The sequence below is a fragment of the Streptomyces sp. NPDC041122 genome (assembly GCF_055592445.1).
The window spans coordinates 1,256,140-1,279,552 of the sequence record NZ_JBVIYQ010000001.1 but is presented as its reverse complement, the minus strand read 5'-3'; the positions used below and the strand labels follow the sequence as shown (position 1 = coordinate 1,279,552).

General features: G+C 72.0%; 24 protein-coding genes. 14 read left to right on the top strand and 10 right to left on the bottom strand.

The genetic code is table 11. The annotated features are described in order from the left end of the window. Window positions 1-34 precede the first annotated feature (34 nt). Window positions 35-1,051, top strand: a complete 1,017-nt coding sequence (locus ACZ6B8_RS05670; protein ID WP_471606357.1) for an ABC transporter ATP-binding protein — start codon at window positions 35-37, stop codon at window positions 1,049-1,051. Continuing rightward, a complete protein-coding gene (locus ACZ6B8_RS05665) occupies window positions 1,038-1,934 on the top strand; it encodes an ABC transporter permease (RefSeq protein WP_471084407.1) in 897 nt (298 codons plus the stop codon). The genes ACZ6B8_RS05670 and ACZ6B8_RS05665 overlap by 14 nt, the downstream gene beginning before the upstream one ends. Before the next feature lie 56 nt (window positions 1,935-1,990). Here ACZ6B8_RS05665 and ACZ6B8_RS05660 read toward each other — a convergent pair whose 3' ends face one another. Next, the gene (locus ACZ6B8_RS05660; protein ID WP_471084410.1) at window positions 1,991-2,587 is read right to left on the bottom strand and encodes a flavodoxin family protein; all 597 of its coding nucleotides are present in this window, start codon (window positions 2,585-2,587) and stop codon (window positions 1,991-1,993) included. Between the two features lie 146 nt (window positions 2,588-2,733). After that, the gene (locus ACZ6B8_RS05655) at window positions 2,734-3,135 is read right to left on the bottom strand and encodes an ATP-binding protein (protein WP_471606356.1); all 402 of its coding nucleotides are present in this window, start codon (window positions 3,133-3,135) and stop codon (window positions 2,734-2,736) included. Between the two features lie 155 nt (window positions 3,136-3,290). Here ACZ6B8_RS05655 and ACZ6B8_RS05650 point away from each other — a divergent pair, with 155 nt between their 5' ends. The 3 genes from ACZ6B8_RS05650 to ACZ6B8_RS05640 are packed head-to-tail and all read left to right on the top strand — an operon-like array spanning window position 3,291 to window position 5,867. Continuing rightward, window positions 3,291-4,394 (top strand): helix-turn-helix domain-containing protein, encoded by a 1,104-nt coding sequence (locus tag ACZ6B8_RS05650; protein WP_471606355.1) that lies wholly within the window; start codon window positions 3,291-3,293, stop codon window positions 4,392-4,394. A gap of 14 nt (window positions 4,395-4,408) precedes the next feature. Continuing rightward, window positions 4,409-5,077 carry a YdcF family protein gene (locus tag ACZ6B8_RS05645; protein ID WP_471606354.1) on the top strand — a complete coding sequence of 223 codons (669 nt, stop codon included), beginning with the start codon at window positions 4,409-4,411 and terminating at the stop codon, window positions 5,075-5,077. Then, a complete protein-coding gene (locus ACZ6B8_RS05640; RefSeq protein WP_471606353.1) occupies window positions 5,019-5,867 on the top strand; it encodes a WbqC family protein in 849 nt (282 codons plus the stop codon). Before ACZ6B8_RS05645 ends, ACZ6B8_RS05640 begins: the two co-directional genes overlap by 59 nt. A 20-nt stretch (window positions 5,868-5,887) precedes the next feature. Here the strand turns inward: ACZ6B8_RS05640 and ACZ6B8_RS05635 are convergent, their stop codons facing one another. From ACZ6B8_RS05635 to ACZ6B8_RS05625, 3 genes are all read right to left on the bottom strand, one after another. Next, window positions 5,888-6,340, bottom strand: coding sequence for a VOC family protein (locus tag ACZ6B8_RS05635; RefSeq protein WP_471606352.1), 453 nt, complete (start codon window positions 6,338-6,340; stop codon window positions 5,888-5,890). Window positions 6,341-6,426: 86 nt separating this feature from the next. Next, complete coding sequence (gene rarD, locus ACZ6B8_RS05630) at window positions 6,427-7,422, bottom strand: EamA family transporter RarD (protein WP_471084431.1); 996 nt, start codon at window positions 7,420-7,422, stop codon at window positions 6,427-6,429. A gap of 117 nt (window positions 7,423-7,539) precedes the next feature. Further along, window positions 7,540-8,400 carry an SDR family oxidoreductase gene (locus ACZ6B8_RS05625; RefSeq protein WP_471084434.1) on the bottom strand — a complete coding sequence of 287 codons (861 nt, stop codon included), beginning with the start codon at window positions 8,398-8,400 and terminating at the stop codon, window positions 7,540-7,542. 102 nt (window positions 8,401-8,502) lie between these two features. Between ACZ6B8_RS05625 and ACZ6B8_RS05620 the strand changes: the two genes are divergently transcribed. Beyond that, window positions 8,503-8,883, top strand: coding sequence for a winged helix-turn-helix transcriptional regulator (locus tag ACZ6B8_RS05620; protein WP_471606351.1), 381 nt, complete (start codon window positions 8,503-8,505; stop codon window positions 8,881-8,883). Between the two features lie 40 nt (window positions 8,884-8,923). On the opposite strand, the gene ACZ6B8_RS05615 is transcribed toward ACZ6B8_RS05620, so the two are convergent. From ACZ6B8_RS05615 to ACZ6B8_RS05595, 5 genes are all read right to left on the bottom strand, one after another. Further along, window positions 8,924-10,015, bottom strand: a complete 1,092-nt coding sequence (locus tag ACZ6B8_RS05615) for a 2-oxoacid:ferredoxin oxidoreductase subunit beta (protein ID WP_471606350.1) — start codon at window positions 10,013-10,015, stop codon at window positions 8,924-8,926. Beyond that, window positions 10,008-11,939, bottom strand: coding sequence for a 2-oxoacid:acceptor oxidoreductase subunit alpha (locus tag ACZ6B8_RS05610; RefSeq protein ID WP_471084443.1), 1,932 nt, complete (start codon window positions 11,937-11,939; stop codon window positions 10,008-10,010). The genes ACZ6B8_RS05615 and ACZ6B8_RS05610 overlap by 8 nt, the downstream gene beginning before the upstream one ends. 313 nt (window positions 11,940-12,252) lie before the next feature. Further along, window positions 12,253-12,912: a LuxR C-terminal-related transcriptional regulator gene (locus tag ACZ6B8_RS05605; protein ID WP_471085043.1), complete on the bottom strand. Its 660-nt coding sequence runs from the start codon at window positions 12,910-12,912 to the stop codon at window positions 12,253-12,255. Between the two features lie 271 nt (window positions 12,913-13,183). After that, a complete protein-coding gene (locus ACZ6B8_RS05600) occupies window positions 13,184-14,560 on the bottom strand; it encodes a sensor histidine kinase (RefSeq protein ID WP_471606349.1) in 1,377 nt (458 codons plus the stop codon). A 256-nt stretch (window positions 14,561-14,816) separates the two neighbouring features. After that, on the bottom strand, window positions 14,817-16,070 hold the full coding sequence (locus ACZ6B8_RS05595; RefSeq protein ID WP_471606348.1) for a sensor histidine kinase: 1,254 nt from the start codon (window positions 16,068-16,070) through the stop codon (window positions 14,817-14,819). A 283-nt stretch (window positions 16,071-16,353) separates the two neighbouring features. On the opposite strand from ACZ6B8_RS05595, the gene ACZ6B8_RS05590 reads away from it, so the two are divergent. The 8 genes from ACZ6B8_RS05590 to ACZ6B8_RS05555 all read left to right on the top strand — a co-directional run bounded on the left by ACZ6B8_RS05590 (window position 16,354) and on the right by ACZ6B8_RS05555 (window position 23,411). Then, window positions 16,354-16,743 carry an NADH-quinone oxidoreductase subunit A gene (locus tag ACZ6B8_RS05590; RefSeq protein ID WP_355803921.1) on the top strand — a complete coding sequence of 130 codons (390 nt, stop codon included), beginning with the start codon at window positions 16,354-16,356 and terminating at the stop codon, window positions 16,741-16,743. Between the two features lie 89 nt (window positions 16,744-16,832). Further along, window positions 16,833-17,369, top strand: coding sequence for an NADH-quinone oxidoreductase subunit B (locus ACZ6B8_RS05585; RefSeq protein WP_471085046.1), 537 nt, complete (start codon window positions 16,833-16,835; stop codon window positions 17,367-17,369). Then, window positions 17,366-18,784, top strand: coding sequence for an NADH-quinone oxidoreductase subunit C (locus ACZ6B8_RS05580; protein WP_471606347.1), 1,419 nt, complete (start codon window positions 17,366-17,368; stop codon window positions 18,782-18,784). Before ACZ6B8_RS05585 ends, ACZ6B8_RS05580 begins: the two co-directional genes overlap by 4 nt. After that, entirely contained in the window at window positions 18,781-19,749 is a 969-nt protein-coding gene (locus ACZ6B8_RS05575) for a complex I subunit 1/NuoH family protein (RefSeq protein ID WP_471084456.1), read from the top strand. The genes ACZ6B8_RS05580 and ACZ6B8_RS05575 overlap by 4 nt, the downstream gene beginning before the upstream one ends. After that, window positions 19,749-20,366 carry a NuoI/complex I 23 kDa subunit family protein gene (locus ACZ6B8_RS05570; protein WP_471606346.1) on the top strand — a complete coding sequence of 206 codons (618 nt, stop codon included), beginning with the start codon at window positions 19,749-19,751 and terminating at the stop codon, window positions 20,364-20,366. Before ACZ6B8_RS05575 ends, ACZ6B8_RS05570 begins: the two co-directional genes overlap by 1 nt. Continuing rightward, on the top strand, window positions 20,363-20,980 hold the full coding sequence (locus ACZ6B8_RS05565) for an NADH-quinone oxidoreductase subunit J family protein (RefSeq protein WP_471084462.1): 618 nt from the start codon (window positions 20,363-20,365) through the stop codon (window positions 20,978-20,980). Before ACZ6B8_RS05570 ends, ACZ6B8_RS05565 begins: the two co-directional genes overlap by 4 nt. Further along, window positions 20,980-21,405: an NADH-quinone oxidoreductase subunit NuoK gene (gene nuoK / locus ACZ6B8_RS05560; RefSeq protein WP_471606345.1), complete on the top strand. Its 426-nt coding sequence runs from the start codon at window positions 20,980-20,982 to the stop codon at window positions 21,403-21,405. The genes ACZ6B8_RS05565 and nuoK overlap by 1 nt, the downstream gene beginning before the upstream one ends. Then, window positions 21,402-23,411, top strand: coding sequence for an NADH-quinone oxidoreductase subunit 5 family protein (locus ACZ6B8_RS05555; RefSeq protein WP_471606344.1), 2,010 nt, complete (start codon window positions 21,402-21,404; stop codon window positions 23,409-23,411). Before nuoK ends, ACZ6B8_RS05555 begins: the two co-directional genes overlap by 4 nt. Window positions 23,412-23,413 lie beyond the last annotated feature (2 nt).

The window sequence follows — 23,413 nt, the reverse complement described above, 5'->3', positions numbered from 1 at the left end:
GTTTCGTGGGGCGGAACGACGGAGGGCGGGCAACGTGCCGGGCACCAGCGGCGGTTCGAGGGCGGCGCACGTCATCGAGACGCAGGCGCTCACCAAGCGCTACGGAAAGCACCTCGCCGTCGACCGGCTCGACCTCGCCGTCCCGGAGGGCAGCGTCTTCGGCTTCCTCGGGCCGAACGGCTCGGGCAAGACGACCACGATCCGCATGCTGATGGGCCTCATCGCGCCGACCTCCGGCCACGCGCGGGTCCTCGGCCACCCCATGCCGCGCGCCACCCGCACCGTGCTCCCGCACGTGGGCGCGCTGATCGAGGGCCCCGCCCTCTACGGCTTCCTCTCCGGCCGCGACAACCTGCTGCGGTACGACTCCGCCGACCCGGACGCCGACCCGCGCACCCGGCGGGCCCGGGCCGAGGCGGCCCTGGACCGGGTCGGGCTCACCGCGGCGGCCGGCAAGAAGGCGAAGGCGTACTCCCTCGGCATGAAGCAGCGGCTCGGCCTCGCCGCGGCGCTCCTCCAGCCGCGCAGGCTCCTCGTCCTGGACGAGCCGACGAACGGCCTCGACCCACAGGGCATGCGCGAGATCCGCACCCTGGTACGGGAGCTGGCGGCGGAGGGCACGACCGTCTTCCTCTCCTCGCACCTCCTCGACGAGATCGAGCAGGTCTGCACGCACGCGGCCGTGATGACCCGGGGCCGGCTGATCACCCAGGGCCCGGTCGCCGAACTCGCGGCGGGCGCGCGCGGCCGGCTCGTCGTGACGACACCGGACACGGGCGACGCCGCCCGCGTCCTCAAGGAGCAGGGCGTGACGGATCTCGTGGTGACGGAGGACCGGGTGACGGGTGAACCGCCGGGCCGGGACGCGGGTGGCCGGGACGTGGCGGACGGAGGCGGCCCCGACGGAGGTGGTCCGGACGTGGACCTGGCCGACCTGAACGCCGCGCTGGTCCGGGCGGGTGTCCGCGTCCGCGGCTTCGGCCTCGAACGGGCCTCGCTGGAGGACGCGTTCGTGGCGCTGACGGGGGAGGGCTTCGATGTCGCGGGCTGACGTGGCGGGAGTGGCCGGGCAGGGGGGCGTGCGGGGGCCGCGGCGGATCTGGACCCTCGGCCTCTTCCGCAGCGAGCTCACGATCACCTTCCGCCGCTGGCGCACGCTCGCGCTGCTCGCGGTGCTCGCCGCCGTGCCGGTCCTCGTCGGCATCGCCGTCAGGATCGAGACCAGCGACGGCTCCACGATCGGCGGGGGCGGTGACGGGGGCGGGCCCGCCTTCATCGCGCAGATCACCAACAACGGCCTGTTCCTGGTCTTCACCGCGCTCGCCGCGACGCTGCCGTTCTTCCTGCCGATGGCGATCGGCGTCGTCGCGGGTGACGCGGTCGCGGGCGAGGCGAACGCGGGCACCCTGCGCTATCTCCTCGTCGCGCCCGCGGGACGGACCCGGCTGCTCCTCGTCAAGTACGCGACCACGCTGACCTTCTGCCTGGCCGCGACCCTGGTCGTGGCCGTCTCCGCGCTGGCGACCGGCGCGCTGCTCTTCCCGCTGGGCGAGGTCACCACGATCTCCGGCACCCGGATGAGCTTCGGCGAGGGGCTGCTGCGGGCGCTGCTGATCGCGCTCGTCGTCGCCGTGTCACTGATCGGTGTGGCGGCGCTCGGCCTGTTCGTCTCGACGCTCACCAGCAGCGGCATCGCGGCGATGGCGACGACGGTCGGCCTGCTGATCACGGTGCAGATCCTCGACCAGATCCCGCAACTGCACGGCCTGCACCCGTACTTCTTCTCGCACTACTGGCTGTCCTTCGCCGACCTGATGCGCGAACCGGTCTACTGGGACGACATCCTCAAGAACCTGCGGATGCAGGGGTTGTACGCGGCGGTCTTCGGCTCGGCGGCGTGGGCGCGGTTCGGGGCGAAGGACATCATGGCGTAGCCGCCGGGCCCCCGTTGGTGCGTCGTCGTACGGAACTGCGCCCCCTCGTACGGGAACTACGCCTCGTCGTACGGGAAGCGGGCGAGCGGCGCCTCCCGCGCGAAGAACGTCTTGGCGCGCGCCAGGGCCTCGGTGTCCTCCAGGACCTGGCCCGGCCGGGTGCCGTTGCCGAGCAGGACGCCGCCGAAGCGCATCGGGAAGAACGCGGCGGTGTTGCGCAGCGTGCCGATGAGCGGCTCCGCCACCTCCTCCTCGCGGTGCGCGAGCGCGGTGACGCCCCACAGGGTGCGGCCCGCGAGCGTCTCCTTGAAGGAGATCTCCGGCGTCTCCAGCCAGGCGTCCCAGTAGTCGAGGTAGCGCTTGACGGTGGCCGAGAGGGAGTACCAGTACAGCGGCGACGCGATGACGATGTCCGTCGCGCCGAGCGTGGCGTCCAGGAGGACCGCCTCGTCGGTGTCGACGGGGCGCGGCCGCTCCCGCGGGCCCTCGCCGCCGTGCCGCCGGTCCTCGAAGTCGGGCAGCGGCAGGTCGGCCAGGTTCAGCCAGCGCTGCTCGACGTCCGGGGGCAGCTGCTCGGCGGCCTTGCGGGTCAGGATCTCGGTGTTGCCCTCGGGGCGGGCGCTGCCGAGGACGAAGAGGAACGAGCGGGTCATGGGATCCCCCCTGGGAACGCGGACGTGCGTGGACGTGCCGGCACCCGCAGGGGTGCGCATACGGCAAGTGCTTGCACGCGCACTATATGCACGCGCAAGCACTTGCGTCCAGGGTGGCCCGAAGGGGCTCGGGGTGAGCAGGACACTCATGCTGTCGTGGCTCCCGGGGCCTTGAAGCACAACCAGACGATCTTCCTGATCGGAGTGCGGTCCTCGACTCCCCAGTCATCGGCGAGCGCCGTCACCAGGATCAGCCCGCGCCCGGCGGTGTCCGTGCCGGTGGTCTGCCGGGCTTCGGGGCGCCGGCGGCGGCTGTCGTGCACTTCCAGGCGGACGACTCCCTCGTCGGCGTCGAGCTTGACGAGGAAGCCACGACCGGGGGCGGTGCCGTGAACCAGAGCGTTGGTGGTGAGCTCGGAGACGCAGAGCAGTACGTCCTCCGCGCGGTCCGGCAGGCCCCAGTCGGCCAAGGCCTCGGAGGCGAAGGACCGTGCCTGGCCGACCGATTCGGGCCGCGCGTCGAAGAACTGCTGGGTCGTCTTGGTCATCGCTCAGGACCGTCCAAAGGGCTCGACGAGTGGTGACGCTCCGAGCGTGGTCGCATCCCAACTCCTGGCCAATCACCGGCTGTTCCACTTCAGTTCCACTTACGTCCCGCCGGCCGCACGGATCTGCTTCGATGACCGATGGAAGGGAGCGACGCGTGGCGACCGTGCACCACTGGACCGGCCTGGAGGCCAAGGCCCTGCGGCTCGCCCTGCGACTGAGCGTGCGGGCCTTCGCCCAGCAGCTCGGTCTGGCGATCGCGACCGTGTCCAAGTGGGAGAGCAAGCTCGCGGGCACCGAGCCGAGACCCGACACTCAGGCCATCCTCGACACCGCTCTGGGGCGCGCGGACGCCGCAGTCCACCTGCGGTTCGAAACGTTCTTGTCCGAGATGACCAGCCCGGTGCGGAATGCCGGCCGACACCGCGTCACCGCCGTTGGTCCCCTGGCCTGGGAGTACGAGTCCTGGGCCGATGATCTCGATCGCGTCGTGATCGCCTTGTCCGGGCAGCACTTCGCCTTCGCCGACAGCCTCCTGACCCGGTGGCTGGGCCGGTTCAAGGCCCCCGAGCTGGACGAGAAGGGCCTGTATCTCTTCGCCCGCTCGACCGCCCTGCTCGGCGACCTCAAGCGTGACCAGGGCGTCGTCCTCGGCCCGCTGTCCGCCCAGCACTCCTACGCCGGTGCCCGCGCCGTCTTCACCCGGCTCGACATCCCCCGTCGCGTCGCCCAGCTCGACCTTTCCCTCGCGGTGGTCACAGAGATGTCCGGAAAGCTGGAGATCGCCGCCCGCAACTATGAGGTCCTCGCCGTCGATGACCGTCTCTCCCGCCGCGACCGGGCCCGCGCGAGACTGTGGGTGGGGACCGCGCTGAGCAAGGACGGCCGACACGACTACGCGACCCGCGTCATGACCGCGGCGACCCGCGACTTCGAAGACCTCACCGAACCCGAGGACTGGTCGGTGGCCCACCAGAAACTCGCCCTCGCCCGCCGCGGCGCCGGGGACCTCGATCAGGCCCTGCACTTCATCGACATCGCCCGAAGCAGCGGGACGACCGACTCACCGATGCAACGCGTGCGACTGGCCACCGCTCATGGCCACGTCCTGCTCTCCGACGCGGCGACCCGGGATGATGGCCACCTCGTCCTCGACCATGCCGTCAAAGTGGCTGCGCAGTACGGACTCGTGCACCAACTGCCCAGTATCGAGGGCATCAAGGCCATGAGCGAGGGGCAGACGGGCCCCCGGCAACGGTGACCAGGGAGAAACGCGTGAGCAACGACCGACAGGGCATCACCGAGGACCAGTGGCGCCAGGCCAAGCTGATCTGGGACCACCACCGGATGCAGCATGAACTGCGCCCCGTCGACGTGGCGATCGGACTGGGCAGCCACGACCTCGGCGTCGCCGCCCACGCCGCCGAGCTGTACCGCTCCGGGCTCTTCTCGACCCTGGTGTTCACCGGCGGCAACAGTCCCACCACCGCCGAGGTCTTCCCGCGCGGCGAGGCGGTCCACTTCCGCGAACACGCCATCGAACTCGGCGTCCCCGCCGCGGCGATCCTGCTGGAGCCCGACGCGACGAACACCGGGCAGAACATCACGCTCTCACGCGAGGTCCTCGCCACCGCCGGAATCCATCCCGCAACGGTGCTGCTGGTCGCCAAGCCCTATATGGAAAGGCGGTCGTTCGCGACCGCCCGCAAGGTGTGGCCCGACGTCGAGATCCTCTGCGCGTCAGAGCCGCTGGAGTTGGACGACTATCTGAAGTCCATTGGAGACGAGAAGCTCGTTCTGGACATGCTCGTCGGAGACCTCCAGCGGGTCATCGAGTATCCGAAGCTCGGGTTCGCCATCGAGCAGGAGGTCCCGGAGGACGTGCATGCCGCGTACGAATCCCTCATCCGCGACGGCTTCACCGGCCGCCTCATCCATCCGTGAACTGCCCGCTCCCGGCGGGCTGTGCGCGATCCACCAGCCGAACTTCCTGCCCCGGCTGACCACGCTGGCCAAGCTGTTCGCGGCGGACTACTGGATCGTCCTCGACGATGTGCAGTTCACCCGCCGCGACTACCAACACCGAGCCCGCCTCGCCGCCCTCGACGACCCGGCCCGCCACCAGTGGCTCACCATCCCGACTCACCTACCGAACGGGCGGCCCACCCTCATCCGGGACGCGCTGATCGACGACGCGAAACTGGCCCGCCGCAGGACAGCGGGGGTGTTGCGGCAGCACTTCGCGCCCAGTCCCCACTGGCCCGCCCTCGCCCGGGCCTTGGACCCGGTGCTGGACACCTTCACCACCGGACGCACCGCGAAGGTCGCCGAGATGTCCACCCGCGTCTTGCTGGACATCCTCGGCTGGCGGGGCCAGATCCTCACCACCAGCAGCCTGCCTGCCCGACCGGGCCGCTCGGTCCGGCTCGCCGACCTGGCCGCCGCGACCGGAGCCCGCGCGTATCTGTGCGGGACCGGCGGCATGACCTATCTCGACCCCGCCCCGTTCACGGCCCAGAACATCGCCGTGGCGTCGTTCCGGCCGCCGACGACCGGCATCTGGTCCTCCGGACGGCGGCTCAGTGCCCTGTGGGCATTGGCGACACTCGGGCCGCAAGACATGGCGGGCGACTTGCAGTTCCTCGCCGTCCACGGCATGCGTGGGTACACCTCGGGCCGGACGGAGTGGTGCGCTCGCACAGCGACGGAACACGCCCCGCCCCCCGACCTCTGAAGCCGACCCGCGCCCACGGCTCAGTGGACGCAGAACTCGTTCCCCTCCGGGTCCGTCATGATCACCCACTCGCCGCCGGGCTCCTTGACGTGCCGCTGCACCGCCGCGCCCAGCGCGCCGAGGCGGACCACCTCGTCCGCGCGCCGGCCCGGTTCGCTGTGCACGTCCAGGTGCAGCCGGTTCTTGCCGGTCTTGGGCTCCGGCACCCGCTGGAAGAGGATCCGGCGGCCGAGGCCCGTGCCGCTCTGCTCGTCGTAGGGGTCGTCGGGGTGCCGGACCGCGACGAGGTCGCGCCAGGCGCGCCGCCCGCGGAACTCGACGGTCGCGGCCTCCGGCGCCGCGCCGACGTCCAGGAGGCGCTCGATCAGCATGCTGTTGTCCTCGACCTCGTACCCCAACGTCTCGGCCCAGAAGGCGGCTTGGGCGTGCGGATCGGCGGCGTCGACGACGAGCTTCCAGTGCAGGGTGGTCATGGTGACCAGGTATAGCGGTTACCTGGTGCGGAGTCGGGGATTCGGGCGGATTGGCAGCGATTGGCAGCGATTGGCAGCGCGACGGCTCAGACCGCCGGTTCCGGCGCCTCTCCGGCCGTCGTCGCCGCGGGCGCGGGCGCCGCGGCGGCCGCCTCCCGGGCCGCGGCGAGCCGCGCCGCGTTCCGCCGTGCCGTGCGCAGCGCGTCCCACGTCAGCAGCGTGAGCGCCAGCCACACCAGGCCGAAGCCCGCCCACCGCTCGGGCGGCATCGCCTCGTGGAAGTAGAGGACCCCGAGCCCGAACTGGAAGACCGGCGCGAGGTACTGCAGCAGCCCCAGCGTGGAGAGCGGCACCCGGATCGCGGCGGCCCCGAAGCAGACCAGCGGGGCGGCGGTCACCACACCCGTGGCCGCGAGCAGCGCCGCGTGGCCGGCGCCGCGGGTGCCGAAGACGATGTCGCCCTGCGTGGCGAGCCACACCAGATAGCCGAGGGCGGGCAGGAACTGCACGGCTGTCTCCGCGGCGAGCGACTCCAGACCGCCGAGGTTGACCTTCTTCTTGACCAGGCCGTACGTGGCGAAGCTGAAGGCGAGGGTGAGCGAGATCCACGGCGGCCTGCCGTACCCGAAGGCGAGCACGAGGACCGCCGCGGCCCCGATGCCGACCGCCGCCCACTGCACGGGGCGCAGCCGCTCGCCGAGGAGCAGGACGCCCATGGCGATGGTGACCAGCGGGTTGATGAAGTAGCCGAGCGAGGCCTCGACGACGTGCCCGGAGTTCACGGACCAGATGTAGATGCCCCAGTTGACCGTGATGACCGCCGCGGCGACCGCGACCAGAGCGAGCCGGCGCGGCTGCCGCAGCAGCTCGCGGGCCCAGTCCCAGCGCCGTACGAACAGCAGCGCGACGCCGACCACGACGAGGGACCAGACCATCCGGTGCGCGAGGATCTCGACGGCGCCGGCCGGCTTGAGGAGCGGCCAGAAGAGGGGGACGAGGCCCCACAGCCCGTAGGCGGCGAAGCCGTTCAGCAGCCCTACGCGCTGTTCGTTCCCCGACTTCTCGGCTGCTGAGCTCTCCACGGCCCCTCCAAGGTGCACGGCAGCCCCATGCTGCTCCCCAGAAGGTAGCGCCGGAAACCGTCACCTGTCATGCCTGTTCCACGAGGACGCTCATGACCTCCGGCGCCCGCCCCGAGGTCACCCCTTGAGCGCCGCCGACACCGCCTCCGCGATCCCCGTCGTGGGCCGCCCGATCAGCCGCGCCAGGTCCCCGCTCGTCCCCGCGAGGCGCCCCCGCGCGATGCCCGCGTCGACGTCGACGAGTGCCGCCGCCAGCGGCTCCGGCAGCCCCGCACCGGTCAGCACCGCCAGGTGCCGCTCCGCCGGGACGTTCGCGTACGAGATGTCCTTGCCGCTGAGTGCCGCCACCACGGCGGCGTACTCGTCGAAGCTCCACGCGACGTCGCCGCTCAGCTCGTAGACCTTGCCCTCGTGGCCCTCGCCGGTCAGCACGGCGACGGCGGCCGCGGCGTAGTCGGCGCGCGCGGCGGAGGCGACCCGGCCCTCGCCCGCGGAGCCGACGACGGCGCCGTGCTCCAGGACCGGGGCGAGGTGCTCGGTGTAGTTCTCGTGGTACCAGCCGTTGCGCAGGAAGGTGTACGGCAGGCCGGAGTCGAGGATCAGCTGCTCGGTCACCTTGTGCTCGGCCGCGAGGTCGAAGTCGGCGTCCGGCCCGCCGAGGATGCCGGTGTACGCGAGGAGTGCGACGCCCGCCTCGCGTGCCGCGTCGACGACCGCGCGGTGCTGCGGCACGCGCCGCCCCACCTCGCTGCCGGAGATCAGCAGGACGCGGTCGCCGGCGGCGAAGGCGCCGCGCAGCGTGCCGGGCGCGTCGTAGTCGGCGATCCGCAGCTCGACGCCGCGCTCGGCGAGGTCCGCGGCCTTCTCCTTGTCGCGGACGACGGCCGCGATCTCCCCGGCCGGGACGCGGGCCGCGAGCAGCCCCTCGATGACGAGACGGCCGAGGTGTCCGGTGGCTCCGGTGACGACGATGCTCATGGCTGGGGTGCTCCTGCTGGTGTGGGCGGAATGCGGTACGTCCACCACCCTAGGAACAGCGCTAACTTTTCGTAAGTACCCACTTTCAAGTAAGGTACTTGCATGGCCGTAAGTACCCACCGCACCCGCGTCGAGGCGATGTGCCCCTACCGCCTCGTCCTCGAACACGTCACCAGCCGGTGGGGCGTCCTCGTCCTGATCGCGCTGGAGGAGCGCTCGTACCGCTTCAGCGAGCTGCGGCGCGCGATCGACGAGACCAGCCGGGTCAGCGAGAAGTCGCTCACCCAGACCCTGCAGACCCTGGAGCGCGACGGCCTGGTGCACCGCGACGCCAAGCCGGTCATCCCGCCCCGCGTCGACTACTCCCTCACGGAGCTCGGACGCGAGGCCGCCGAGCAGGTCAGGACCCTCGCGACCTGGACGCAGCGGCGCATGGCCGATGTGGAGCGGGCGCGCTCGGCATACGACGGGGCCCGGTCCTGAAGGATCAGGACCGGGCCCGGTCGGGCGGTGGCGGGACGAGCTAGCCGACGACCGTCCAGGTGTCCTTGCCCGCGAGCAGCGAGGCGAGGTCACCCTTGCCGTCGCGCTCGATGGCGCTGTCGAGCTGGTCGGCCATGAGCGTGTCGTACACCGGGCGCTCGACGTCGCGCAGGACGCCGATCGGGGTGTGGTGCAGGGTGTCGGCGTCGGCGAGCCGGGAGAGCGCGAAGGCCGTGGTCGGCGACGTGGAGTGCGCGTCGTGGACCAGGACGTCCGCCTCGTTCGCCGGCGTGACGTCGACGACCTTCAGGTCGCCGGTCGCCGTGTCGCGCACGACGCCCCGGGACCGCTCGGCGCCGAAGCGGATCGGCTCGCCGTGCTCCAGGCGGATCACCGCCTCCTCGGCCTGCTGCTTGTCCTTGAGGACCTCGAAGGCGCCGTCGTTGAAGATGTTGCAGTTCTGGTAGATCTCCACCAGCGCGGTGCCGGGGTGGTCGGCCGCCGCGCGCAGCACCGAGGTGAGGTGCTTGCGGTCGGAGTCCACGGTCCGCGCCACGAACGACGCCTCCGCGCCGATGGCCAGCGACACCGGGTTGAAGGGCGCGTCCAGGGAGCCCATCGGCGTCGACTTGGTGATCTTGCCGACTTCCGAGGTGGGGCTGTACTGGCCCTTGGTGAGGCCGTAGATCCGGTTGTTGAACAGCAGGATCTTCAGGTTCACGTTGCGGCGCAGGGCGTGGATGAGGTGGTTGCCGCCGATGGACAGCGCGTCGCCGTCGCCGGTCACCACCCACACGCTCAGGTCGCGGCGCGAGGAGGCGAGGCCGGTGGCGATGGCCGGGGCGCGGCCGTGGATGGAGTGCATCCCGTAGGTGTTCATGTAGTACGGGAAGCGGGAGGAGCACCCGATGCCCGAGACGAAGACGATGTTCTCCTTCGCCAGGCCCAGTTCGGGCATGAAGCCCTGCACGGCGGCCAGCACGGCGTAGTCACCGCAACCGGGGCACCAGCGCACCTCCTGGTCGGACTTGAAGTCCTTCATGGACTGCTGGGCCTCGGCCTTGGGCACCAGGGAGAGCGCCTCGATCGCGCCCCCGGCCCCTTCGGGCCCGGCCGTTTTCGTGTCAGCCATCGATGGTCTCCTTGAGAGCCGTGGCGAGCTGCTCGGCCTTGAACGGCATGCCGTTGACCTGGTTGTACGAGACGGCGTCCACCAGGTACTTCGCACGGATCAGGGTGGCGAGCTGACCGAGGTTCATCTCGGGGATCACCACCTTGTCGTACCGCGCGAGGACCTCGCCCAGATTCCGCGGGAACGGGTTGAGGTGGCGCAGATGGGCCTGCGCGATGGACTCGCCCGCGGTGCGCAGCCGGCGCACCGCCGCGGTGATCGGCCCGTACGTCGAACCCCAGCCGAGGACCAGGGTGTCGGCGTCCCCGCCCGCGTCGTCGACCTCCAGGTCGGGCACCTCGATGCCGTCGACCTTGGCCTGCCGGGTGCGGACCATGAAGTCGTGGTTGGCCGGGTCGTAGGAGATGTTGCCCGTGCCGTCCTGCTTCTCGATGCCGCCGATGCGGTGCTCCAGGCCCGGCGTGCCCGGGATCGCCCACGGGCGGGCGAGGGTCTGCGGATCGCGCTTGTAGGGCCAGAACGTCTCGGAGCCGTCGGCCTCGGTGTGGTTGGGGCCGGAGGCGAACTGCACCCGCAGGTCCGGCAGTTCGTCCACCTCCGGGATGCGCCAGGGCTCCGAGCCGTTGGCCAGGTAGCCGTCGGAGAGCAGGAACACCGGCGTCCGGTAGGTCACCGCGATGCGGGCCGCCTCCAGCGCCGCGTCGAAGCAGTCCGCGGGCGTCCGCGGCGCCACGATCGGCACCGGCGCCTCGCCGTTGCGCCCGAACATCGCCTGGAGCAGGTCGGCCTGCTCGGTCTTGGTCGGCAGTCCGGTGCTCGGGCCGCCGCGCTGGATGTCCACGACCAGCAGCGGCAGTTCGAGGCTGACGGCCAGGCCGATGGTCTCCGACTTGAGCGCCACCCCGGGACCGGAGGTCGTCGTCACCGCGAGGGACCCGCCGAACGCGGCGCCGAGCGCCGCGCCGATGCCCGCGATCTCGTCCTCGGCCTGGAAGGTGCGCACGCCGAAGTTCTTGTGCTTCGACAGCTCGTGCAGGATGTCCGAGGCCGGCGTGATCGGGTAACTGCCCAGGTACAGCGGCAGATCCGCCTGTCGGCCCGCCGCGATCAGGCCGTACGACAGGGCGAGGTTGCCGGAGATGTTGCGGTAGGTGCCGGTCGCGAACGCCTCGGCGGCCGGGGCCACTTCGTAGGAGACCGCGAAGTCCTCGGTGGTCTCGCCGAAGTTCCACCCCGCGTGGAACGCCGCGATGTTCGCCTCGGCGATCTCCGGGCGCTTGGCGAACTTGGTCCGCAGGAACTTCTCGGTGCCCTCGGTCGGCCGGTGGTACATCCAGGAGAGCAGGCCGAGCGCGAACATGTTCTTCGAGCGGCCGGCGTCCTTGCGCGAGAGGTCGAAGTCCTTCAGCGCCTCCACCGTCAGCGTGGTCAGCGGCACCGGGTGCACGCTGTAGCCGTCCAGGGAGCCGTCCTCCAGCGGCGAGGTCGTGTAACCGACCTTCTGCATCGCGCGCTTGGAGAACTCGTCGGTGTTGACGATGACCTCGGCGCCGCGCGGCACGTCGCCGATGTTCGCCTTCAGCGCCGCCGGGTTCATCGCCACCAGGACGCTCGGCGCGTCGCCCGGCGTCAGGATGTCGTGGTCGGCGAAGTGCAGCTGAAAGGAGGACACGCCCGGGAGCGTCCCTGCGGGCGCGCGGATCTCGGCGGGGAAGTTCGGCAACGTCGACAGGTCGTTGCCGAAGGACGCCGTCTCCGAGGTGAAGCGGTCACCCGTGAGCTGCATCCCGTCACCGGAGTCACCCGCGAAACGGATGATCACCCGGTCCAGGCGGCGCACGTCTTTGTCACCCGCAGGCTTGCGCTGCTCCCCGACGACTGCTCCATCGGCCTGCTCGGCTTGGCTACTGACCTGGCTGGTCACTGAACTGGACCTCCCTCGAGGCGACTGAGCGGAATCGCCGGGACGGCCGGCGCTCCCAAGGTCCACCCTACGTCCGTGAGGGGTGCCTTCCTGGGCTTGATCACATGGTGGATGCACTTCTGAGACACCGTGTCGCACCGGTTTGTCATGGTTCGCCTCGCCCCCCGACCCTCCCTGGATGACGCTCCCCGCTCATCCTTTGGTTGTAGGACCCGCTCCGACCGACCACGGAAGCCCGTGACGCTCCGTGGTCATGCCTGCTCATGTTGTGGTGCGCTGTGGCCCGCAGGTCACCTGACAGAGTGTCAGTCGATTACGAGTTGAGGTAGGTGAGGACCGCGAGCACACGACGGTGATCCCCGTCACTCTGGGACAGGCCGAGCTTCAGGAAGATGTTGCTCACGTGCTTCTCGACGGCGCCGTCGCTCACCACGAGTTGCCGGGCGACCGCCGAGTTCGTCCGCCCCTCCGCCATCAGGCCGAGCACCTCGCGCTCGCGCGGGGTGAGCCCCGCCAGCACGTCCTGTTTGCGGCTGCGGCCGAGCAGCTGCGCCACGACCTCCGGGTCGAGCGCCGTGCCCCCCTCGGCGACCCGCACCACCGCGTCGACGAACTCCCGTACCTCCGCGACCCGGTCCTTGAGCAGATAGCCCACACCCCGGCTCGACCCGGCGAGCAACTCGGTGGCGTACTGCTCCTCGACGTACTGCGAAAGGACCAGGACCCCGAGGTCCGGGTGCTGCTGACGCAGGAACACCGCGGCGCGCACCCCCTCGTCGGTGTGGGTCGGCGGCATCCGCACGTCGGCGACGACCACGTCCGGCAGGGCGTCCTGCCCGGCGAGGTCGGTGATCGTCTTGATCAGCGCGTCGGCATCCCCCACGCCGGCCACCACGTCGTGCCCGCGGTCGGTCAGCAGCCGGGTCAGGCCCTCCCTGAGCAGCACTGAATCCTCGGCGATGACGACCCGCACTTTGTCCTCCACTTTTTGGCCCCCCGGCACTTTCTTCTCCCCCGACGCGCCGGCCCGCCCGGTCGGGCGGCGGCCGTGTCGGCCGCGCGTCCGGCACCTCAGTATCGCGCGATCCGCGCCGGCCCACCGGCCCGCTCACCGGAATCAGCCGCCCCCACCCGCCGCGACCCCCCGGGCGGCACACGGCGCGCCGCCCCGGCTCGGCGTACGAACCAGGGGCGGCGTGACGGCGACGGCGCAGGTCAGCCCGGGCCGGGCCGGCCGGGACCGGTCAGCCCTTGCGCCACGGCAGCTCCGCGGTGACCGTCGTCGGACCGCCCGCGGGCGAGTCGAGCACCAGGATCCCGTCGACCGCGTCGAGCCGCTCGGCGAGGCCCGCGAGGCCGGAGCCCGCCGAGAGGTCGGCGCCGCCGACGCCGTCGTCGGTGACCTGGAGCATCAGCCGGTCCTCGGCCCGCCAGACGTCGACGCCCGCGGCCTTCGCGCCGCTGTGCTTGCTGATGTTCTGCAGGAGTTCGGAGACGGTGAAGTACGCGATGCCCTCGATGGCCGCCGCCGGACGGCTGCCGAGGTCCACCTCCACCTGGACCGGCACCGTGCAGCGGGCGGCCAGCGCGGAGAGCGCCGCGTCCAGGCCGCGGTCGGTCAGGACGGCCGGGTGGATGCCGCGGGCCAGGTCACGCAGCTCCTGCAGGGCCACCTTCACCTCGCCGTGCGCCTCGTCCACCATCCGCGCCGCGGCCTGCGGGTCCTCGGTGAGCTTCTCCTTGGCCAGGCCCAGATCCATGGCGAGGGCGACCAGGCGGGCCTGCGCGCCGTCGTGCAGATCGCGCTCGATGCGGCGCAGGTCGGCGGCGGCGGTGTCCACGACGACCCCGCGGTCCGACTCCAGCTCGACGACGCGGGTCGCGAGCCGCGACGGGCCGAGCAGCCCGGCCACCAGCACGCGGTCCACCGTCGTCAGGGCCCGCAGGATCCACGGCGTCGCCAGCGTCACCAGGAGGCCGGTGGCGGCGACGACCCCGATCTCGAAGGGGTTGTCGAGATAGATCTGATGGTGGTCGTCGCCGTAGAGCTGGATGCCGCCCTGCCCGCCGTACATGGGGAAGAGCCAGAACCACAGCGGGTACGTGAGCATCATCCAGCCGTACGTCCAGAAGACGATCGACACCGTGAACGAGAAGATCGCCCACGGCATCATCAGCAGCGAGTACAGCAGGTGCCGCCAGGACGCGCCGCTCTTGAGGACGGCCCCCATGAGCGCCATCACGCCGCCGTTCTCGGGGCGCAGCGGCTCCGGCGGCGCGACGTCGAGGCCGAGCAGGCCGCGCGCCCGGGTCCGCTCCAGGGAGCCGATGCCGCGGCAGCCCGCCAGGCCCGCCGCGAGCACCGGGACGCCGATGAAAGTGATCAGCAGGCCCACGCCGAGCGAGAGCGAGACGACGGCGAAGACGAAGGCCGCGATGCCGATGGGCAGACTCAGCATGGTGTAGCCGAACTCCCGCCAGGTGCGGCCCTCCAGGGGCGCGCGCAGCCCCGCGGGCAGCCGGTGCCGCCGCTCCTCGGCGTCCGGTCCCGCTCCCGGGCCCGCTCCCCGGACATCCGGCCGGTCCATGTGCGCGTACCCCTGTCCGTACTCCGTGGCCATCGCTGCCGTCCGTTTCTGCGTCTGCGTCTGTGTCTGCGCCTGCGTCTGCGTCTGCGCTGGGCTGCGCCTGCGTTGCGTCCGTGTCGGTGGCCGGGTGCCGCCGCCGAAGCTGCTCTCCTGCCGTGTGCTCCCAGCTTCGCCGTCGCGGCGGCGGCGGACCATGGAGCGCGTCGGCCTCTTCGACCGGGGGTTTTCCCTACCTGCGGGAGTTTTCCCGCCGACGGGAGCTGCCCTGCCCGTGCCGGCGGGAGTCGCCCTACCTGCCGGCCGCGGGCCGGCTGCGCGCCTCGGCGCGCCGCGAGCCGGGGGCGCCGTCCGCCGACCGGTCCCGCCACGGCAGCTCCGCCGTGATCCGGGTGGGCCCGCCCTCCGGGGAGTCGATCACGAAGAGCCCGTCGACCGCGCCGAGCCGGTCGGCCAGCCCCGCCATGCCGGTACCGCCGTCGAGCCGCGCGCCGCCGCGCCCGTCGTCCCACACCTCGATGAGCAGCCGCTCGTCCGACCGCCAGACGTCGACGCTCGCGGTCCTCGCGCCGCTGTGCTTGCTGATGTTCTGCAGGAGTTCGGAGACGGTGAAGTACGCGATGCCCTCGATGGCCGCCGCCGGGCGCGCGGGCAGATCGGCGGTGACCTTCACCGGGACCGTGCAGCGCGCGGCGACCGAGGAGAGCGCGGCGTTCAGGCCGCGGTCGGTGAGCACGGCCGGGTGGATGCCGCGGGCCAGGTCGCGCAGCTCCTGAAGGGCCAGCTTCACCTCGCCGTGCGCCTCGTCGACCATCGAGGCCGCGGCGTCGGGGTCCTCCAGGAGCTTCTCCTTGGCGAGGCCGAGCCCCATGGCGAGGGCGACGAGCCGGGCCTGCGCGCCGTCGTGCAGATCGCGCTCGATGCGGCGCAGGTCGGCGGCGGCGGTGTCCACGACCACCCCGCGGTCGGACTCCAGTTCGGTGATGCGCCGCTCCAACTCGTCGGAGGGCGAAAGGAGTCCCCGCACCATCGCCCGGTCGACATGGGTGAGACCGCGGGCGACGAACGGCAGCACCGGCCAGAGCACGAAGAGCCCGACGGCCATCACGGCGAACGACAACACCCCCCAGGGCAGCCGGATGAACGCGTACAGCATGGTGCGCCAGCCCACCGGATCCTTCAGGCTCCACCACACCCGGCCGAGGAACCCCTGCCCGCCGCCCGGCATCGGGCTCGGCTCGTCGACGTGCACGCCCAGCAGCCTGCGGGCCCGCGCCCGCTCGGACCGGGCGAGGAAACGCGCGCCGAGCAGCCCCACCGCGAGCACCGGCAGACCGATCACCGTGACCGTCAGAGCGGTGCCCACAGACAGCACGAACACGGCGTAGACGAACCCGACGATCCCCACCGGCAGGTTCACCAGAAGGTGGGCGATCTCCTTCCAGGTGTGCCGGTCGTACGCGAAGCGCGCGGGCGGCAGCCGGTCGTCGTGGGGCCGCGCGGGCGGCAGCCGGTCGTCGTGCGGGGGCGAGGTGCGTGCGGTCATACGCGCCAGGGTGCCCGGCCCGGCGCCGCGGCGCCATGAGGGCGACCTGCCTCGTGTCCGGGGGATAACCCCACCTCACCGGCGCGGGAGCGGCCGGCTCCGGCCCGGGTGGGACACGACGCCGTGCCCTGACCGATGCGTGACGCTCTGCTTACCGAACCTTTAGCAGGCCCTAGACTCCCGTGCGTACAGATCGTCGAACGGTCCGGTCCAGAACGGTCCGGCCGAGGCGGTCAGGTCGAGAACGGCCAGCTCAAGGACGGTCGGGGAGTGAGGGGCTGACGTGCACGTGACGAGCGTCGCGGCAAGCTACTACCAGTCGTACTCCGTCGTCGGACTGCTCGCCGTCGTGGGCGTGCTGTTCGTCGCCGTGGCCTTCGGCGCGGGGCGTCTGCTGCGCCCCGTGGTGCCGACCCCCGAGAAACTCCTGACGTACGAGTGCGGCGTCGACCCGGTCGGCGAGGGCTGGGCCCACACCCAGGTCCGCTACTACGTCTACGCGTTCCTGTACGTCATCTTCGCCGTCGACTCGATCTTCCTCTTCCCCTGGGCGACGGTCTTCGCCGCGCCCGGCTACGGCGCGACGACGCTCGTGGAGATGTTCATCTTCCTCGGCTTCCTCGCCGTGGGCCTGCTGTACGCATACAAGAAGGGCGTCCTGACGTGGACGTGACCCCGGACACCGCGCACTTTGAAGGACGGGCCGTGCCGCTCCCCGAGCCGAAGCGGCTCGGCGCGCTCGCCCGCCTCGCCCCCGAGCCGATGAAGGTGGTCCTCAACTGGGGCCGCCGGTACTCCCTCTGGGTCTTCAACTTCGGCCTGGCCTGCTGCGCCATCGAGTTCATCGCCGCGTCCATGGCGCGCCACGACTTCATCCGGCTCGGCGTCATCCCGTTCGCGCCCGGCCCGCGCCAGGCCGACCTGATGGTCGTCTCCGGCACGGTCACGGACAAGATGGCGCCCGCCGTGAAGCGGCTGTACGAGCAGATGCCCGAGCCGAAGTACGTCATCTCCTTCGGCGCCTGCTCCAACTGCGGCGGCCCGTACTGGGACTCGTACTCGGTGACCAAGGGCGTCGACCAGATCATCCCCGTCGACGTGTATGTCCCCGGCTGCCCGCCCCGTCCCGAGGCGCTGCTCCAGGGCATCCTCAAGCTCCAGGAGAAGATCGCCCGCGAGTCGCTGGGCGAGCGGTACGGGCACGGGGCGCGACCGTCGACGGCGGCGCTGCGGAGCGGGCTGGTGCAGCCGCCCGCCCCGGCGCCGGGGGCGACGGCCGAGAAGGAGGGGGACCGGTGACCGGCTGGCTGCCGAGCCCCGTCGAGGAGCTCTTCGGCGCGGAGGCGACGGCCGAGGAGGCGTACGACGTCCTCACCGTCGACGTCCCGCCCACCGCGTGGATCACAGCCCTGGAAACGGCCCGCACCACCCTCACCTGCACCTACTTCGACTGGTTGAGCGCGGTCGACGAGCCGGGCACGGGCTTTCGGATCTGCGCCCACGTCGTGGCGCTCTCTCCGGTACGCCGTCTCCTGCTCCGCACGACGGTCGCGCACGAGGCCCCTGTACTGGCCTCCGCCGTCGACGTCTACGCGGGCGCCGCCTGGCACGAGCGCGAGACGCACGAGATGTTCGGCGTGACGTTCGAGGGCCACCCCGGACTGACTCCGCTGCTCCTGCCCGAGAGCTTCGAGGGCCACCCGCTGCGCAAGGACTTCGTGCTGGCGGCCCGCGTCGCGAAGGCGTGGCCCGGCGCGAAGGAGCCGGGGGAGTCGGAGCACGGCGGCCCCAAGCGCCGCCAGATGCTGCCGCCGGGCGTGCCCGACCCCAACGAGTGGGGCCCGCTCAAGGGACAGCTCCCCGCGGCCCCGGCCCGCCCGGCCCGCGGCGCGGGCCGCGCGGCGGCGTCCGCGTCCACGTCCGCATCTGCTTCGGCGCCCGGCGAACGCCCGCCCCGCCGCACCCGTACGGCCGGCCAGGGCTCGGCGAGCCAGGCCGCGCCGAGTCCCGCCGCGGCCGGCTCGGCGGAGGCGGGGCGGGCGGAGGCGGGGCCGGCGACGGGACCGACGGAGGCCCCGGCGCGTCCTCCGAGGCGCTCGCGCAGCGTGAGCCAGGGCTCGGCGTCGCAACGGTCGACGCCGCCGGCGTCCCCTGAGGCGGGATCGGGATCGGGGACGGGGTCGGGATCGGGGACGGGACCGGGACCGGGATCGGGGACGGGGGCTGGATCGGGGCCGGTGCCCGTGCCGGAACCGAAGGGTCCGGCTGCCCCGGTGCCGACGCCGGAGGCCGAGCCGAAGTCGGCGGCCGAATCGGAGGCAGTGGAGGCGCCGAAGCCCGCGGACGAGCCGAAGGCCACGCCTCCGCCGGCGGCCCCGCGCAGTTCCGACGCCCCGTGGCACCACGCCCGCCCGGCGTTCGACGACGCCCCGGCGGCCACGGAGAAGCCGACGGACCCGCGACCGGCCACGGCCCCTCAGCCGGCGGCCACAGACCCCCAGCCGAAGCCCGCCCAACCCGGCAAGCCGACGGCCGCCCCCACCGCGACCCCCGAGAACGCCGAGGGCCCCCGGAACCCCGACACCCCCCAGGACCAGGACCCCGACACCCCCCAGAACCCCGAAACCCACACCCCCGAAACCCAGAACCCCGAAACCCAGAACCCCGAAACCCAGAACCCCGAAGACGGCGAACGCCCAGGAGGCACCGAGTGAACGACGCCCTCGACGTCGCCCTGCGCCTCGTCATCGTCTTCGCGGTGTTCCTGGTCCTGCCCCTGGTGATCGGCCAGACCGAGCACAAGGTGATGGCCCACATGCAGGGCCGCCTCGGCCCCATGCACGCGGGCGGCTTCCACGGCTGGGCCCAGCTCGTCGCCGACGGCGTCAAGTTCGCCCAGAAGGAAGACATCGTCCCGGCCGACGCCGACCGCCGCGTCTTCCAACTGGCCCCCGCCATCGCCCTCCTGCCCTACCTCCTCGTCCTGATCGCCATCCCGATCGGCCCCGGCGAGGGCGCGGTCGGCGAGGTCGTCGACGCGGGTGTCTTCTTCGCCCTCGCGGTCATGGGCATCGGCGTGCTCGGCTCGCTCATGGCGGGCTGGGCCAGCGCCAACAAGTTCTCCCTCCTCGGCGGCCTCCGCACCGCCGCCCAGCTCCTCGCGTACGAACTCCCGATGCTGCTCGCCGCCGCCTCCGTCGCGATGGCGGCCGGCACGGTCTCACTGCCCGGCATCCTCGACGCCTTCGAGTGGTGGTGGCTGCCCTGGCAGATCGTCGGCGCCGTGGTCTTCTTCGTCGCCGGGCTCGCCGAACTCCAGCGCCCGCCCTTCGACATGCCGGTCGCCGACTCCGAGATCATCTTCGGCGCGTACACCGAGTACACGGGCCTGCGCTTCGCCCTCTTCCTCCTCGCCGAGTACGCCGGAATCGTCGTCCTGTGCGGTCTGACCACCGTCCTCTTCCTGGGCGGCTGGCACGGACCGTGGGGCGCCGACGGTCTCGGCTGGGTCTGGACCCTGCTCAAGACCGCCGTCCTGGCCTTCGTCGTCATCTGGCTGCGCGTGTCCTACCCCCGTCTCCGCGAGGACCAGCTCCAGAAACTCGCCTGGACCCTCCTCGTCCCGCTCGCTCTCGCGCAGATCGCGCTCACCGGCATCGTGAAGGTGGCGATCAACTGATGCCCCCGATCCCTGGCAGCGGCCTGGCCAAGGGCCTCGCCGTCACCCTCCGCACGATGACGAAGAAGACCGTCACCGAGCAGTACCCGGAGCACCAGCCCGAACTCCCGCCCCGCACCCGCGGCGTCATCGGCCTCTTCGAGGAGAACTGCACGGTCTGCATGCTGTGCGCCCGCGAGTGCCCCGACTGGTGCATCTACATCGACTCCCACAAGGAGACGGTCCCGCCCGCCGCGCCCGGCGGCCGCGAGCGCAGCCGCAACGTCCTCGACCGCTTCGCCATCGACTTCGCCCTCTGCATGTACTGCGGCATCTGCATCGAGGTCTGCCCCTTCGACGCGCTGTTCTGGTCCCCGGAGTTCGAGTACGCCGAGACCGACATCCACGAACTCACCCACGAGCGCGACAAGCTCCGCGAGTGGATGTGGACCGTCCCCGCCCCGCCCGCCCTGGACCCCGGCGCGGAGGACCCCAAGGAACTCGCCGCCGCCCGCAAGTCGGCGGAGAAGCTGGCCGCGGCCGCCACCGAGGCGCCCGCCCCCGAGCCGCCGGCCACCCCGCCGCCTGCCACCGAGCCGCCGGCCGCCGGCCCCGGGAAGGAGGGCGGGGCGTCGTGACCATCGCTGCCGGAACGACCGGCTTTCTGTCCCCGACCGGCGTCGAGATCGCCTTCCTCCTCGTCGGACTCGTCACGCTCGGCGCGGCGGTCATCACGGTCACGACCAAGCAGCTCGTGCATGCCGCGCTGTGGCTGGTCGTGGCGCTCGGCGGACTCGCCGTCGAGTACCTGCTGCTGACCGCCGAGTTCATCGCCTGGGTCCAGGTCCTCATCTACGTCGGCTCCGTCGTCGTCCTCCTCCTCTTCGGACTGATGCTCACCAGGGCTCCCATCGGCCGCTCCCCGGACGCCGACTCGGGCAACCGGCCGGTCGCGTTCGCGGTGGCCCTCGTCGCCGCCGTCGCCCTGGTCTGGGTCGTCGTGGACGCGTTCCGCACCACGGTGATCGACCTGGACGGCGCCGCCCAGGGCTCCACCGACGTGACCGGATCGATTCTCTTCCGGCACTGGGTGCTCCCCTTCGAGGCACTCTCCGTCCTCCTCCTCGCCGCCCTCGTCGGCGCGATCGCCCTGTCCCGCAAGAACGCCGCCGCGCAGGACCCGGGCCAGAGCACCGCCGCCCACAACCGGGGCAAGAACGCCGCCGCCCAGGACCGGGAGGGGAACCGCTGATGCACCTCCATCTCGCCTATCCCGCCGTCCTCGCCGTCCTCCTCTTCTGCGTCGGCCTGTACGGCGTGCTCGCCCGGCGCAACGCGATCCTGGTCCTGATGTCCGTCGAGCTGATGCTCAACGCCGTCAACCTCAACCTCGTCGCCTTCGACGTCTGGCTCCGCGACTCCCTCCACGCCGGCCAGGCCCTGACCCTCTTCACCATCGCCATCGCCGCCGCCGAGATCGGCATCGGCCTCGCCATCGTCCTGGCCGTCTACCGCAACCGCGGCAGCTCCGGCGTCGACGACCTCCGCGACACCGCCGAGGGCCCGGACGACGACCCCGGCGACACCGAAGGCGCTCGCGACACCGACGACACCCGCGACACCGGCGGCACCGGTGACGAGGCCACTCCGGCGCAGAAGGCTGAGGCCACCCCGTGACCACGACCACCCTCGCCGTCCTCGTCCCCCTCCTGCCGTTCCTCGGCGCGGCCGCGGGCCTGCTCCTCGGCCGCCGCGTGCCCGGACTCGTCCGCCCCCTCGCGGTGCTGCCCACGCTCACGGCCCTGGTGCTCGTCGTGCTCGTGGCCGTCCGGCAGGGCGGCGGCACCGGTGGCGGACAGGCCTCCCTCGACGCCGCCACCGAACTCACCCCGACCGGCTCGGTCCCCATCGAACTCGCCCTGCACATCGACGGCTTCGCCGCCCTCGTCGCCGTCCTGGTCGGCCTCGTCGCCTCCTGCGTGCAGATCTACTCGACGGGCTACCTCCGCGAGGACCCGCGCTACCCCTCGTACGCCGCGCTCGTCTCCCTTTTCACCTCCGCGATGCTGCTCGTCGTCTACTCCGGCGACCTGATGGTGCTCCTGGTCGGCTGGGAGATCATGGGCATCTGCTCGTACTTCCTCGTCGGCCACTACTGGGAGACGCCCGAGGCACGCGCCGCCTCCCTGAAGGCCTTCCTGGTCACCAAGCTCGGCGACGTCCCCTTCCTGATCGGTCTGTTCGCGCTCGCCGGCGACACCGGCTCCTTCCGGATCACCACGATCCTCGCGAAGGTCGCGGACGGCGGCCTCGACCACCCGACGCTGATCGCCCTGCTGCTGCTCGCGGGGGTGGCGGGCAAGTCCGCGCAGTTCCCGCTGCACACCTGGCTGCCCGACGCGATGGCCGGCCCCACGCCCGTCTCCGCGCTGATCCACGCCGCGACGATGGTCGCCGCCGGTGTCTACTTCGTGGCCCGGCTCCTTCCCGTCTTCGCCGCCTCCGCCGCGGCCCTGGTCGTCCTCGCCGTCATGGCCGCCGTCACGATGACCGGCTCGGCCCTCGCCGCGCTCGCCCAGGACGACATCAAGCGCGTTCTCGCGTACTCGACGATCGGCCAGCTCGGCTATCTGACCGGCGCCCTCGCCGTCGGCGACCGCGGCGCCGCCATCTTCCACCTCCTCTCCCACGGCGCCTTCAAGGCGCTGCTGTTCCTCGCGGCGGGCGTGATCATCCACGCCGCCGGCACCAACTCACTCGCCGCCATGTCCCGTATGAAGGGCCTGCGCGACCGCGTCCCCGACGCCTACTGGACAATGACCGTGGCGCTCCTCGCGCTCGCCGCGATCCCGCCGTTCAGCGGGTTCTTCTCCAAGGAGGCGGTGCTCGGCGCCGCCGAGCACACGGCCACGGGGCATGCCGCGTCCGCGCCCACCGCCGCGGGCTGGATCGTCCTCGTCGCCGGTCTGCTCACCGCCCTCCTCACCGCCGCCTACGCGACGCGGCTGTGGCTGCTCGCCTTCAACGGCAGGGGCGCCGACGCCCCCGACCACGGCAGGCAGCCCGTCGCGATGACCGCCGTGCTGTGGGTGCTCGCCGTCCCCTCCCTCGCCTTCGGTCTCGCCGTCGGTGTCCTGCCGGACTGGTTCGACGGCCACGCCCTCACCCCGACCCTGACCACCTCCGTCCTGGGCACCGGCCTCGCGCTCGTCGGCGGCCTGGTCACCTACGGCGCCTGGCGGCACACCACCGCGCTCGCCGACCGGGTCCCGATGGGCGCGGTCGCCGCGGACACCGGAGCCGACGGAGGCCTGGTCGAGGCGGAGGCCATCGCCACCCACGCCCCCGCCTACGGAGACATCGCGTCGGCCCCCGACCCTGCGGACCCAGGCCGGCTGCTGCTCGGCCCGCTGCACCGGCACGCCGCCGTCGGCTTCCACCTCGACGCCGTCTACGCCGCCCTGTTCGTACGCCCCGTCCGAGCCGCCGCCACGCTCGTCCGCTTCCTCGACCGCGAGGTCGTCGACACGTACGTACGCGGCGCGGGCGCGGTTCCCCGCTGGCTCGGCGCGGCCGTCCGCCGCGCGCAGACCGGCAATGTCCAGACCTATCTGAGCGCGCTGCTCGCCGGCACGGTCGTCCTGGCCGTCGCCGCGGTCCTCGTCGCCACCGCCGGAGCGTGAGC